Origin of the sequence: Nostoc sp. (genome assembly GCF_036918015.1) — a bacterium.
Taxonomy (GTDB): domain Bacteria; phylum Cyanobacteriota; class Cyanobacteriia; order Cyanobacteriales; family Nostocaceae; genus Nostoc.
Map to the genome: position 1 here is coordinate 14,923 of NZ_JBALEO010000082.1, position 12,666 is coordinate 27,588.

Here is a 12,666-nt window from a genome sequence, read left to right on the forward strand (position 1 = left end):
AATACATAGATGGGAGTGGGGAATGGGGAGCAGGGGAGCAGAGGAGCAGAGGAAAATACCCAATGCCCGATGCCCGATGCCCAATTTTCAATCCCTAATCAATATTCAAAAAGCCCATTTTTATGATTTTAGACTTTCAGACTTGCTGCACTATCTTGTAATCTAAAACAAGAACAGACTTTCTAAATGGGGAAAAAGTTACAGTTATAAGGCTACAGCCCAAAGGGACAAATATTTACTCATTCCCTACTCCCCAGTACAGACGCAATTAATCGTGTCTCTCCCACTCCCCACTCCCCATTGAAATCGCTATGGCACCTTTACCCGACTACCGCCCTAAACAACTATCTTTAGGCCCGTTGGAAGCGGAAATTTTAAATATTATCTGGGAACTTGGTTCAGCCACAGTCAAGGATGTACACGATCGCATTCTCGCCGATCCCAACCGCGAATTAGCGTATACTTCTGTCACCACCGTTTTACGTCGCCTCACTGATAAAGGTTGGCTAGCCTGCGACAAGAAGGAGCGGGCATTTTATTGGCGGCCAATGCTGAGTAAGCAGCAATCAGATGTGATCAAAGCTCACGAGCAGTTACAGCGATTTCTAGCGGTGGGGAATCCCGATGTTGTTGCTGCCTTTGCTGATAGTCTGGATGAAGCAGCTAGCGAGCAAATAGCAGCGATCGCCAAACGTATTCAATCTGCACGCCAAGCCAGGGAGGAACAATGATGCATCTGATAATGATTTTGAATGCTTTGGCAGTCGCTTGGTGGTTAAGATCCGCTTGGAATCAACCCCAAGGCAATTGGAGTTTGCGGTGGCAGCGATCGCTGTTTCTATTCCTCTTCCCACCCTTGCTAATTTTCATGACTGCGATCGCGGTGCTGTTCATGGGGCCTCAAGGACAAATGGGCGGAATGTATACAGGCTCAATTAGCTATTTACTAGCATTAATTTATTTAGCATTTTTTGCCATTTCATGCATTAAACTTGCCTTCCAGGGTTGGCAGTCTGTAGAATCTGCCCGTAACTGTCCTTTGGTGAATGTTGGCGATAGACGAGCCAGACTGCTGCAAACGGGCGCGTTGTTTGCAGGTCAAATCGGTTTTTGGCAACCAGAGCTAGTGGTTAGCCAAGGATTAATGCAAACTCTTTCACCCGCTCATTTAGAAAGCGTCTTAGCCCATGAGCAAGGGCATCACCATTACAGGGATACGTTCTGGTTTTTCTGGCTGGGTTGGGTGCGTTTTTGCACTGCATGGTTGCCGAATACAGAGCCTTTGTGGGAAGAACTGTTAGCTTTGCGCGAACTTCGTGCCGACGGTTATGCTGCATTGCAAGTAGATCCTCTGGTACTAGCGGAATCACTTTTATTAGTGGTTAGTAGCGGCCCCGTTTTATCGGAAATTTGCTGTGCTGCATTAGGTTCCTCTGGTGCAGATCGTTTAGAACAAAGAGTAGAAGCTTTATTAGCACCACCAGAAGCAACCCCAGAAGCTCAATTGCAATCTTGGCATGGCTTTTTGCTAGCGTTCCTGCCTTTACTGTCTGTGATATTTCATAGTTAAGTTGAATTTAGCAAGCTACTACAGCATAAAATCGTGATGTTTGTAACGAGAATTACAATGTTTGTAACCAAAACGTAGTGTTTGTAACGAAAATCAGATTGTTTGTAACAAAAATCGTAGCGTTGCTAACGAAACTCGTAGCGTTAGTAACGAAACTTATAGCGTTGGTAACAAAACTCGTAGTGTTTATAACGAAAATTGCGATAAGAACAAATTAACAAGCGGTAACTACGAACTACGAACTACGAATTACGAATTACGAATTAAGCTTATTCTTCTTCTAGCAACTGTTCTATATACTTTTGCACCAAAGTACAATAAATTATTAGTCCTTACTGCATCTGGTTCACCATACCAATAAATGTCAGATCAACCTGCACCAGAAATCGAATTGCTCCGTGCGGCGTACGCAGCCTTCAACGCGCGAGACATTGACGCTGCCCTTGCCCTCATGACTGCGGACGTGGCTTGGCCGAAAGCGTTCAAAGGCGGTTTTGTCCGTGGGTCTGAAGAAGTTCGCGCTTACTGGACGGAGCAATGGAGCGAGATCAATCCGCACGTCGAGCCGGTTTCCTTTTACTCGGAGGAGGCCGGGCGCATTTTGGTCGATGTGCATCAGGTCGTGCGTGACAAGGCTTACGCAGTTCTTGCCGATGAACACGTGGGCCATCGATTCACCCTTGAACACGGCTTGATTCAAGCTATGGAAGTCTGTCCACTTCCATCGTCCACCCCAAAGGCGTAACCACGCGCAAAGAACGAACAGGCATCGGCGGGCGGCCTTCTTCTGTATCCTGAGTGAAGTAAGCATCCGTACAGAAAGTTACGCGCTTGGATTTGATGAGCCGCTTTTAACCCAAGCGATCGCCACGGAGAAACCTGTACCAATTGAAGTGTGATTTGAATTTTGCCAATATTTTTGATTTTATTTTCTTATCCCGGTTTTCTGTTCCGTTGCTGTTTCAGTTTGGCAATCTACACCCCGTAACGGTAGGTAAATTACCACATAATTACTGCTGTTGTTTAATACTCGCTGCTGCCAAGTCCGAACAAAATAATGTAGCAACGAAGATTTACCAATGTGCTTCTCGCCAACTATACTAATACTTGTAGTCTGATCGCCCTTCATCCGAGATGCGATCGCGTGTAATTCATCTTTACGACCGACAAACAGCCTGGGATCTTCAATCTCCCCGCAGCCACAAAAGGATTGTCAGGCAGTCAGGCAGCGCTCCAGAAGTCATGTAAAGCGTTATTCTAATTTCAGCAATTTAAGTGCAATCACTTAAAACAATACCACTAGTCCCATAATGTCTTTGCAGATCGCAAAGACGTGATAAATCGCCATACCAATTTGTAGAGACGGCGATTTATCGCGTCTCTTGCCTTAGCCGATTCACCGCGTCTCTTGCCTTAAACGTGGTATTTGAGAAAATATCTATTTGGCAAATAGCCCAATGTTGACTGCTACAAGTGCAAAACAGACCGTTAATGAATGCGATCGCAAACGTTGTTGAAATTCCAGCACCTGTTTAGGACAAGCACTAAAATACCCATGATTCAGAAAATTCACAGTCGAGTCAAGCGACCATAAATAAATCTCTGATGGATAATCTAGAATCCAAAATTTAAAATCCAAAATTGCTAAACTCCCCAGGCTGGATTCGAACCAGCGACCAATCGATTAACAGTCGATCGCTCTACCACTGAGCTACTGAGGACCACTCACGATTTATAATCTTAGGGCTAAAAATAGTATTTGGCAAGTACTTTCGCCAATATTTTTTTTAGAAACTTAATTTATAGAAATTTTGCAGCCAAAATCGATTCAGGAACTTAAGCAGAGACTCTGAGATACTAAATATCTACTACAATCCCATTCGTAATTCAGCCAGACGCTGCCGCGCCTTAGCATCAATGGCATTAGCTAAAAACCGACTCTTAGATTGTTTGCGCGTATGATACTTTTGTCGCATTCGGCAAACAGTGGTTTCCACTTCCCCACAGAGTTGTTGTGCTGACAACCATTCAGCCCCATACCCTTGGATCATCAACTGCTGTGCGCGATCTGATGTAGCAACAATCACACGCGAAATCAACGATTGGGCTATTTGGTGGCGAAAAGAAGCGCAGGATTTTTCAATATAAGTATCTGCTGTTTGCCCAAAATCAGTGTAATAAACAGATAAAAGCTCAGTAATAATTTCTTTATTACTAGAGCTATTCTGATATTGAGCATCAAAAACTATCTGAGTTGTGTAACCTTGAAACGCACTATAACCAGTCATCGCTTCCACAAGTTCGCCCCGTGCTGCCTCTAGTCCAACGCTATCACGCGTTTTTTTAAGGCAAGGCCAAGCGCCTATGATATTGTAGCCGTCCACTAACAAAACGGCTTGGAGTAAGGAACGGGGCATGGTTTTTAATCACAATTTTCTAGAGTTAACAAAATTCATTCATAAGTTTTATAATAATTGATGCATAGTCTGTAACACTATGCTACACAGAATAAAAAATACGGCAGCCTCACAAAACTCAAACCTCAGATAGACGCATCAACTTAAAACGCGCCTTTGTTTAAAAGGCGCGTTACAGTTCTTTATTAGTAGTATTCAAGAGTGCTAAGTACAATGAATTTTACTTATTTACTTAGCACTCATTACTCAGCACTCATTACTCAGCACTGAATTAGGAGGCTTCACTGTGTACCTCCATCAGACGTTGTTTGAGGCGTTGGGCTTCACCACTATCAACCAGAGAGCCTTTTTCTAGCAAGAAGGCGCCGTCACAATAATTTAGCTCATCTAATCGATGTGTCACCCAAAGGGCTGTAATACCTCGACTTTTGACAAGGCGGCGGACACCAGCAACTAAATCCAACTGGCTATCTGGATCTAGTAAGGCAGTGGGTTCATCTAATAATAGAATTTCACAGCGACGGGCGATCGCACCTGCGATCGCGACTCGCTGTTTTTGTCCCCCAGAGAGTGCATAAATAGGCCGTCGTTGCAAAGTAAGCAAATTCACCGCTCCAAGCGCCTCCTCAACCCTGGCTCTGGTAGCAGCAGGTGGCAACTTTTCTTCCACCAATCCAAAAGCCACATCAGCACCAACCGTTGGCATCACCAGTTGATGATCCGGATTTTGGAAGACAAAGCCAACGGGTTGCAAAACCCGAATTTCGCCAGATTCAGGAGCTAATAACCCCGCCAGCAGTCTCAGTAAAGTAGATTTTCCGCTGCCATTTGTACCCAAGAGCATCCAAAACTCACCCTTGGGTACTTCTAAAGAGCAAGATTTGATAACTTTCTCTCCATTAGGCCAACTGAAATTTAAATCCTTGACCTCAATGCCCACTTGAGCCATTTGTCAACCTTGGTTACTCAGCAGCTACAGCGAAAAAGCCAGGTGGTCTGCTGCCACCAGGGGTTGTACCATCTTTCTGAACAATCTGCACCCCAGAAATTTCACTAGCGCGGACAGCAATTTTTTTCTCTGTCTTGCCTTCGCACTTGAGTTCTACAATGTCAGGGTTCCCAGAACGGATTGCTGCCAAAATTAGCTGATAGACAGCCTCAGCATCCTCTGCTGACTTACGTTGTACTGAGATTGGGAAAGCAGTGTTTCTGATGCTTAAATCGATGGTAAACATTTAGCAATAATCAAATTTAACTGTGGACTCATTTTAGCGTCAGCTGAGTGATTCTAGGGAAATGGTGGTTGGGGACTGGGGATTGGGGACTGGGAATTTCTGTTCATCTCGCTCATCTGAATCAAAAATTAATTTTTATGACAAAACCCCTAGAAAAATTAGCGATTTACACCTAATATGATTAAAGGTGTGTAAAAAATTGTAAACTTGGTTAACAACCTGGTTAACTTTCTGCTTATGGAAGGCTTATATATAGCCATCTATAATACAGATACAACCTGTACTTATAAACATTTGGAGATTTGCTCTAATGACCATCGCAGTTGGACGTGCCCCTAGTAGAGGGTGGTTTGACGTTCTCGACGACTGGCTCAAGCGTGATCGCTTCGTATTCGTAGGTTGGTCAGGGATACTACTATTCCCCTGCGCCTTCCTAGCACTAGGCGGTTGGCTGACCGGCACCACCTTCGTCACCTCTTGGTACACCCACGGATTAGCCTCCTCCTACTTAGAAGGTGCTAACTTCCTGACAGTGGCAGTATCCACCCCCGCCGACAGCATGGGACACTCCCTATTGCTGTTATGGGGCCCAGAAGCTCAAGGCGACCTCACCCGTTGGTTCCAACTGGGTGGCTTGTGGCCATTCGTTGCCCTACACGGAGCCTTCGGTTTGATTGGCTTCATGTTGCGGCAATTTGAAATTGCGCGTCTAGTAGGTATCCGTCCTTACAACGCCCTCGCCTTCTCAGCTCCCATTGCAGTATTCGTCAGCGTATTCCTGATGTACCCCTTGGGACAATCAAGCTGGTTCTTTGCACCCAGCTTTGGCGTAGCAGCAATTTTCCGATTCCTACTATTCCTGCAAGGGTTCCACAACTGGACACTCAACCCCTTCCACATGATGGGTGTTGCGGGTGTATTGGGTGGTGCTTTATTGTGCGCCATTCATGGTGCGACAGTTGAGAATACCTTGTTTGAAGACGGTGATGGTGCTAACACCTTCCGCGCCTTCAATCCTACCCAGTCGGAAGAAACCTACTCAATGGTGACGGCAAACCGTTTCTGGTCACAGATTTTCGGTATTGCTTTCTCTAACAAGCGCTGGTTACACTTCTTTATGTTGTTCGTGCCAGTCACAGGCTTGTGGATGAGCGCCGTCGGCATCGTCGGTTTAGCACTCAACCTGCGGGCTTATGATTTCGTCTCCCAAGAATTGCGGGCGGCGGAAGACCCTGAGTTTGAAACCTTCTATACCAAAAACATTTTGCTGAACGAGGGTATCCGCGCTTGGATGGCTCCTCAAGATCAACCCCACGAACAATTTGTATTCCCTGAAGAAGTTCTACCTCGCGGTAACGCTCTCTAAGAATTCAAATTTGACCATGACCTGAATTAAGTTTGTGCTTGGCGAAAATTGACACACCCAGATAAAATAATCTCCTTGTAATCACCCAATAAAGTGTCAATTCTCACTATTCTCCAGTAATCTCCCATCAAAAAGGTGGGAGATTTTTTCTATATATGGTTAATATCTCTAAATTTATATGTTATGTTAGGTGAAGGTTATGAACCCAGAGTAAATCCTCTGCCCTTTGAAAACTAAGACCGCTTAGGCAATAAGGAGGTGATGCCCATGATAGAAAGTAGTAAATGCATGGGTCATCAGGTTGCAGTTAGTCGGCTGCGCGCCGGGGCTGTTCTCTAAAAGTTAGCCTTAGTTATCTTTGAGATACTAAGTTAGCTCAAGTAGCTAGGCAAGCTGGAGTTCCTTCCGGCAGTCTGGTTGCAACCTGAAGACCCGCTAGACCGCTCTGACTTAGATCATCCGATCTAAATCAGGGCGGATAGTTTTTTATAGGTGATTTTTGTTTTATCAATGGTTACTTTTAAAAAATAGATAGCGATGGCTGCCATGAACAAAGGCAACCTATTTAAGTTTTCTTAAAAAGCATAAATATCTTGCGTTAAACCTTCGAGTATGACCAAACGTGAGAAATAGCGTCTATCTGCTAAGTTTGATTTAAATCTAGACATACGCATTGTGGCTGAATTTATCCTCCCATACGTTCTGTGTGGAGAATAAAAACAGTTTGCTTTTGTCAGATGCAAAATGTTGTAACAAATATATAAGTAGGAATTTCTTGATATGCCACAACAACTCACCGAAGCGGAAATTCAAGAACAGGCAAAGGTTCTGTCAGATTGGACTGTTAAAGACTCCAAGTTGCAAATTACCCGCACATTTAAAGATTTTATTGAAGCAATTGAGTTTGTCAATAAACTAGTTGAGCCGGCTGAATCAGCCGGACATCATCCAGATATAGAGATTTCCTACAATAAAGTGAAGATTACACTTACAACACATGATGCAGGCGGATTGACCCAGCCAGACTTTGATGTAGCACGGGTGATTTCCCAGATCAACTAACTGATTTCTTCTAACATCTTGCGCCAGACTACAGAAAGTCACTGCGATATACGGTTTGTATAGCCGAGCCAGTGTGTTCTAACTGGCGTGAGATTTATATTAGGGGTAAGTGGAAGAAGTAATTTTTGATGGCAAACTGCTAAGTGTCTAAAGCTTTCAGCAATTTAGCCTGCGTAGAGAGCGAATGACCCAAACCCTACTCCCTGCTTAGATATTTAGATAAGTATGTGTGACAGTTATTAAGGCGATCGCTGCAATCTTGCCATCTAGATCAGATGTTTTATAATGTTATGATATAAAGATATGTTTTTGCATAAGTTAATCACATAAGTTTTTAACCCCAAGTTAATTGTTTATTTAGCTTTGCAAAAACTAAAATTGTAGTAGTGCCAACTATGCCTCATCCATAGGTTTCAATGAGATGTCGCATTTTCGAGAATTAGGTGTAACGAAACCAATTATCTAAACAAGGTGTGAGGAGTAAAGTGAAGATGTCTAATCTATTATGGAAATCCTTAGTGGTTAGCCCAGCAGTTTTGGGAGCAACATTGTTAGTTTCGGCAACAGCAATGGCGGCCCCAAACCCAACCACACAAGTATCAGCAGCCAAACAACTAGGTGTAACCGAAGTTGCCCAACAGCCAGAAATATTGGCTCAAACAACCATAGATCAAGTTAATCGCTACAGCAACGAAGGCAACCAAGGTAATTCTCAGTCTCAAGTAACATCGGTTTCTCAATTTTCCGATGTACAACCTACTGACTGGGCATTCCAAGCATTACAGTCCTTGGTTGAGCGCTATGGTTGTATTGCAGGTTATCCAAATGCGACTTATCGCGGTAATCGTGCTTTGACCCGTTATGAATTTGCTGCTGGTTTGAATGCCTGTTTGGATCGGGTTAACGAATTGATTGCCACAGCAACAGCTGACTTGGTAACTAAACAAGATTTAGCTACCTTACAACGGTTGCAAGAAGAATTTTCCGCAGAATTGGCAACTCTACGTGGTCGCGTAGATTCCTTAGAAGCGCGGACTGCTGAATTGGAAGCGAATCAGTTCTCCACCACCACAAAACTAGTCGGTGAAGCCATTTTTGGTGTTACTGATGTGTTTGGAGGTAACACTGGTGACAACAACAATACCGTCTTCCAAGACCGGGTACGTTTAGACTTGCAAACCAGCTTCACTGGTAAAGACGTTTTACATACTCGTCTCGCAGCAGGTAATGCAACAGCCTTTACACAATTTGACAACGCTAATAATCCGATTGGTACTGCTGAAGGCACACAAACCTTTCAAGTTGGTAATGGCGCTGGTAACAACAGCGTCAGAATAGACCGCTTAACTTATGAAGTTCCCATTGGCCCAGCCAATGTTTACCTCGCAGCTAGTGGCGGACGACACAGCCAATATGCTGCTGTCAACAATCCTTACTTTTTTGACAATACTGATGGCGGCAATGGCGCTTTATCTAGCTTTGCTTCTGAAAGTCCCATCTATCGGATTGGTGGCGGTGCTGGTATAGCGCTCAATTTGCCCCTTGGTAAAAGTGGCGGTATTTTAGGAAATAGTTCAATCACTGCGGGTTACTTGGCATCACAAGCGAATGTTCCTGGTCTTCAAAATGGTGTCAATCAAGGTCTGACCAATGGTGACTATGCTGCTTTAGGACAGTTGAACTTTAGTGTAGGCGATCGCTTGGCTTTAGCTGCTACCTACGTCCACGCATATAGTGCCAGTGGTGTTTTATTTGACTCTGGTACAGACGGAGCAACTGGAGCTTTTGATGTAGGTACTGGACAAGCTAACTTTTTAGGTAATGCAGCAGGTGTAACCCGATCTAACAGCAACTCCTACGGTGTGTCGGCTGCGTTTAGACCTAGCGACAAACTGTCCGTTAGTGGATTCGTCTCTTACCACGATGTTACAGGTGCAGGTGCAGGTGATGATTATCAAGCTTGGAGCTACGGTTTAGGGGTAGCTTTACCTGATTTCGGTAAAAAAGGTAACGTTTTAGGTGTTTTTGCTGGTGCAGAACCCTATTCCTTTAACCGCCCAGGTTTTGGTGGCAACAATGATATACCCTATCACTTTGAAGGCTTCTACAAGTACCGTGTGTCGGATAACATCTCTGTAACTCCTGGTGTAATCTGGTTGACCTCTCCTGGTCAAAACAGCGATAACGATGATGCTATTATCGGTACGCTCAGAACTACTTTCACCTTCTAGAGTGTTGATTATCTACTGACAATTTTGAACTCTATTTCTCCCCGCCATTAGGCGGGGTTTTTTGTTTTCGGTAATAATAATGGATAAACCCCAGTAGTTAACCGGAGTATACTAGAAAAGTTAGGAGTTAGAAGTTATGAGTTATGGCGGGTTTTATATGAATAGCTCAGAGTAGGGTGGTCATTGTAATACCCACTCTATAAGTCAATACGGTTCAGTTAAGGGTTTATTGGTGTAGGTACTTGGTCTTTGAAGACGCGATAAATCGCGTCTCTACATGAGGGTTTTGGGCTTATCTGAACCGTATTGCTCTATAAGTAACTTACGCCGTGAGCAACTTTTTCTGAGTGAACTTTTCTAATAGAGGTTAATTGAATAACTCTTAACTCTTAACTCCTAACTCTTAACTCTTAATTCCTAATCCCTAACTTATTGCTGCTTGTGGAACTATCCTGTAAATCGGAATACGCAATTCTCGCCTTATTAGAGATGGCCGCTCATTACGAAAGCGGCGAACCGCTGCAAATCCGACAAATTGCAGCACAACAAAACATACCCGATCGCTATCTGGAACAGCTACTAGCAACCTTGAGGCGTGGCGGTATAGTTAAAAGTCAGCGTGGGTCAAAAGGTGGCTATCTGTTAACGCGAGAACCCCGAAAAATCATCCTTTTTGAGATTTTGGAATGTTTAGAAGGCTTAGAGGCGCGGGCTGGTGAAGAAAACGTTAATTCCAAAAGTATAGACAGTTCAGTTATAGAAGAAATTTGGCAAGAAGCAAGCCGCGCGGCAAATTCAGTCTTGCAAAAATATACGCTCCAGGATCTTTGTGAAAAACGAGATTCGCGGCGGCAATTAGATATCATGTACTACATTTAGTCAAGAGTCATTTGTTATTAGTCATTTGTCATTTGTTGATGACTAATGACCAATAACAAATAATTAATAATTAAGGACTAATTTATGCGAATAGCTCGTAACATTACAGAACTTGTTGGTCGTACACCCCTAGTGCAGTTGAACCGCATTCCTCAAACAGAAGGATGTGTTGCAGAAATTGTGGTGAAACTGGAAAGTATGAACCCATCAGCATCAGTCAAAGACCGGATTGGGGTAAGTATGATTAACGCTGCCCAAGAGGAGGGGCTAATTACTCCTGGGAAGACAGTATTGGTAGAACCCACTTCTGGAAACACCGGAATTGCCCTAGCAATGGCAGCAGCAGCAAAGGGTTATCGATTAATTTTGACAATGCCAGAGACGATGAGTGGAGAACGTCGGGCAATGTTGCGAGCTTATGGAGCAGAACTGGAACTAACACCAGGAATGGAAGGCATGAGTGGGGCAATTCAACGAGCGCAGCAGATAGTTAATACTACACCAAATACCTATATGTTGCAGCAGTTCCGCAATCCAGCCAATGCAAAAGTGCATCGGGAAACTACAGCGCTTGAAATCTGGGAAGATACCGATGGACAAGTCGATATCATTGTGGCAGGAGTGGGTACAGGTGGTACGATCGCTGGTGTAGCAGAAGTGATTAAAGCACGCAAGCCTAATTCTAAGGCGATCGCAGTTGAACCTGCCAATAGCCCAGTTTTATCTGGGGGACGACCAGGGCCCCACAAAATCCAGGGAATTGGTGCTGGGTTTATTCCTCAAGTACTCAAGATAAAATTGATTGATGAAGTGATTACTGTCACCGATGAAGAAGCGATCGCTTATAGTCGGCGTTTGGCAAAAGAAGAAGGGCTACTATCTGGCATTTCCAGTGGAGCCGCTTTATGTGCAGCAATTCGCGTTGCCCAACGTCAAGAAAATAAGGGACGTTTAATTGTGATGATTCAGCCTAGCTTTGGTGAAAGGTATTTGAGTACACCGTTGTTCCAAGACCTAGAGGCAAGGTTAGCCACTAGCGTCAGTTAACGATACATTGAATTAATGGTCAATTCTAAGCACATTTCTAACCATTACGAAACTCTCAAAGTTAGTCCAAGTGCAAGCCTTGCGGAGATTAAGCAAGCTTATCGCCGCTTGGTTAAGTTGTTTCATCCTGACAGTAATCAGGAAACAGCCGATCGCGAGCAAATTATCCGCATCAATGCAGCTTATGAAGTTTTAGGCGACAACCAAAATCGCCGCAATTATGACCAAGAACTGCAAGATGACTCCCAAAAATTAAATAGCGATCGCCAACAGCGTACAGCATCAGCCCAAAATCATTACCAGACAAGACGAAAAACTGGACGGGATGTTGACGAGCAAGTTGAAGAATGGCTGCGCCAAGTTTATCAACCAGTAAATCGCTTGCTTTGTACCATTCTTTATTCTTTAGAAGAACAAATGGAGCAATTAGCTGCCGATCCCTTTGATGATGAGTTGTTAGATGAATTTCAGGAATACTTAAGAACCTGTCGAGATGATCTCAAGCAGGCACAAATTACTTTTCGCTCCCTGCCAAATCCCCCTAGTCTCGCCAGAACAGCAGCTCACCTCTACTACAGCCTCGATCAAGTAGCAGATGGACTCGATGAATTAGGTTATTTTCCTTTGAACTACGATGAGCGTTATTTACACACAGGTCATGAACTATTCCGTATAGCTTCGAGATTGCACTGTGAAGCACAAGCGTCTGTTACATAGTTATTAGTCATTAGTACATCCCCGTCTCTTGTGATACCCTAAGCTTACTTTTATGGTGGGCGGAAAAACTTTGTCTTTCATCGGACTAATTCAAACCACGTTAAAGAGTGGGCGTGGCTTCTCTTGGACAAATGACAAATAC

Annotated in this window: 14 protein-coding genes and 1 tRNA gene; 9 read left to right on the forward strand and 6 right to left on the reverse strand. The window is 44.0% G+C overall.

The genetic code is table 11. The features are described from left to right. Positions 1 to 311: 311 nt before the first annotated feature. The 3 genes from V7K61_RS23595 (at position 312) to V7K61_RS23605 (ending at position 2,315) form a co-directional block, all read left to right on the forward strand. On the forward strand, positions 312 to 731 hold the full coding sequence (locus V7K61_RS23595) for a BlaI/MecI/CopY family transcriptional regulator (RefSeq protein ID WP_099102645.1): 420 nt from the start codon (positions 312 to 314) through the stop codon (positions 729 to 731). Further along, the gene (locus tag V7K61_RS23600; protein WP_335057166.1) at positions 731 to 1,570 is read left to right on the forward strand and encodes a M56 family metallopeptidase; all 840 of its coding nucleotides are present in this window, start codon (positions 731 to 733) and stop codon (positions 1,568 to 1,570) included. The genes V7K61_RS23595 and V7K61_RS23600 overlap by 1 nt, the downstream gene beginning before the upstream one ends. A gap of 361 nt (positions 1,571 to 1,931) precedes the next feature. Then, positions 1,932 to 2,315 (forward strand): nuclear transport factor 2 family protein, encoded by a 384-nt coding sequence (locus V7K61_RS23605; protein WP_335057010.1) that lies wholly within the window; start codon positions 1,932 to 1,934, stop codon positions 2,313 to 2,315. A 180-nt stretch (positions 2,316 to 2,495) separates the two neighbouring features. Here the strand turns inward: V7K61_RS23605 and V7K61_RS23610 are convergent, their stop codons facing one another. From V7K61_RS23610 to V7K61_RS23635, 6 genes are all read right to left on the reverse strand, one after another. Next, positions 2,496 to 2,699 (reverse strand): NACHT domain-containing protein, encoded by a 204-nt coding sequence (locus V7K61_RS23610; protein WP_335057012.1) that lies wholly within the window; start codon positions 2,697 to 2,699, stop codon positions 2,496 to 2,498. Positions 2,700 to 3,008: 309 nt separating this feature from the next. Then, the gene (locus V7K61_RS23615) at positions 3,009 to 3,209 is read right to left on the reverse strand and encodes a hypothetical protein (protein ID WP_335057014.1); all 201 of its coding nucleotides are present in this window, start codon (positions 3,207 to 3,209) and stop codon (positions 3,009 to 3,011) included. Positions 3,210 to 3,219: 10 nt separating this feature from the next. Further along, positions 3,220 to 3,291 (reverse strand) — tRNA-Asn (locus V7K61_RS23620). Between the two features lie 147 nt (positions 3,292 to 3,438). Further along, on the reverse strand, positions 3,439 to 3,987 hold the full coding sequence (locus V7K61_RS23625) for an NYN domain-containing protein (protein ID WP_335057016.1): 549 nt from the start codon (positions 3,985 to 3,987) through the stop codon (positions 3,439 to 3,441). A gap of 271 nt (positions 3,988 to 4,258) precedes the next feature. Next, positions 4,259 to 4,936, reverse strand: a complete 678-nt coding sequence (locus V7K61_RS23630) for an ABC transporter ATP-binding protein (protein WP_335057018.1) — start codon at positions 4,934 to 4,936, stop codon at positions 4,259 to 4,261. A gap of 13 nt (positions 4,937 to 4,949) precedes the next feature. Further along, positions 4,950 to 5,222 (reverse strand): hypothetical protein, encoded by a 273-nt coding sequence (locus V7K61_RS23635; protein WP_335057020.1) that lies wholly within the window; start codon positions 5,220 to 5,222, stop codon positions 4,950 to 4,952. A gap of 310 nt (positions 5,223 to 5,532) precedes the next feature. Here V7K61_RS23635 and psbD point away from each other — a divergent pair, with 310 nt between their 5' ends. The 6 genes from psbD to V7K61_RS23665 all read left to right on the forward strand — a co-directional run bounded on the left by psbD (position 5,533) and on the right by V7K61_RS23665 (position 12,524). Beyond that, on the forward strand, positions 5,533 to 6,588 hold the full coding sequence (gene psbD / locus V7K61_RS23640; RefSeq protein WP_012409998.1) for a photosystem II D2 protein (photosystem q(a) protein): 1,056 nt from the start codon (positions 5,533 to 5,535) through the stop codon (positions 6,586 to 6,588). A gap of 780 nt (positions 6,589 to 7,368) precedes the next feature. Beyond that, positions 7,369 to 7,650, forward strand: a complete 282-nt coding sequence (locus tag V7K61_RS23645; RefSeq protein WP_335057022.1) for a 4a-hydroxytetrahydrobiopterin dehydratase — start codon at positions 7,369 to 7,371, stop codon at positions 7,648 to 7,650. A gap of 491 nt (positions 7,651 to 8,141) precedes the next feature. Further along, a complete protein-coding gene (locus V7K61_RS23650) occupies positions 8,142 to 9,881 on the forward strand; it encodes an iron uptake porin (RefSeq protein WP_335057024.1) in 1,740 nt (579 codons plus the stop codon). Positions 9,882 to 10,322: 441 nt separating this feature from the next. Next, positions 10,323 to 10,760 carry an RrF2 family transcriptional regulator gene (locus V7K61_RS23655; protein WP_094352153.1) on the forward strand — a complete coding sequence of 146 codons (438 nt, stop codon included), beginning with the start codon at positions 10,323 to 10,325 and terminating at the stop codon, positions 10,758 to 10,760. 84 nt (positions 10,761 to 10,844) lie between these two features. After that, positions 10,845 to 11,807 (forward strand): cysteine synthase A, encoded by a 963-nt coding sequence (gene cysK, locus V7K61_RS23660; protein ID WP_335057026.1) that lies wholly within the window; start codon positions 10,845 to 10,847, stop codon positions 11,805 to 11,807. Between the two features lie 15 nt (positions 11,808 to 11,822). Then, positions 11,823 to 12,524 (forward strand): J domain-containing protein, encoded by a 702-nt coding sequence (locus V7K61_RS23665; protein WP_335057028.1) that lies wholly within the window; start codon positions 11,823 to 11,825, stop codon positions 12,522 to 12,524. Positions 12,525 to 12,666 lie beyond the last annotated feature (142 nt).

Excerpts from the sequence above, each read along its gene's own strand:
- V7K61_RS23600 (WP_335057166.1), top strand. The coding sequence starts at position 731 with ATGCATCTGATAATGATTTTGAATGCTTTGGCAGTCGCTTGGTGGTTA.
- V7K61_RS23610 (WP_335057012.1), bottom strand. The coding sequence starts at position 2,699 with ATGAAGGGCGATCAGACTACAAGTATTAGTATAGTTGGCGAGAAGCAC.
- cysK (WP_335057026.1), top strand. The coding sequence starts at position 10,845 with ATGCGAATAGCTCGTAACATTACAGAACTTGTTGGTCGTACACCCCTA.
- V7K61_RS23635 (WP_335057020.1), bottom strand. The coding sequence starts at position 5,222 with ATGTTTACCATCGATTTAAGCATCAGAAACACTGCTTTCCCAATCTCA.
- V7K61_RS23630 (WP_335057018.1), bottom strand. The coding sequence starts at position 4,936 with ATGGCTCAAGTGGGCATTGAGGTCAAGGATTTAAATTTCAGTTGGCCT.
- V7K61_RS23650 (WP_335057024.1), top strand. The coding sequence starts at position 8,142 with ATGTCTAATCTATTATGGAAATCCTTAGTGGTTAGCCCAGCAGTTTTG.
- V7K61_RS23665 (WP_335057028.1), top strand. The coding sequence starts at position 11,823 with ATGGTCAATTCTAAGCACATTTCTAACCATTACGAAACTCTCAAAGTT.
- V7K61_RS23605 (WP_335057010.1), top strand. The coding sequence starts at position 1,932 with ATGTCAGATCAACCTGCACCAGAAATCGAATTGCTCCGTGCGGCGTAC.
- V7K61_RS23625 (WP_335057016.1), bottom strand. The coding sequence starts at position 3,987 with ATGCCCCGTTCCTTACTCCAAGCCGTTTTGTTAGTGGACGGCTACAAT.
- V7K61_RS23645 (WP_335057022.1), top strand. The coding sequence starts at position 7,369 with ATGCCACAACAACTCACCGAAGCGGAAATTCAAGAACAGGCAAAGGTT.
- V7K61_RS23595 (WP_099102645.1), top strand. The coding sequence starts at position 312 with ATGGCACCTTTACCCGACTACCGCCCTAAACAACTATCTTTAGGCCCG.
- psbD (WP_012409998.1), top strand. The coding sequence starts at position 5,533 with ATGACCATCGCAGTTGGACGTGCCCCTAGTAGAGGGTGGTTTGACGTT.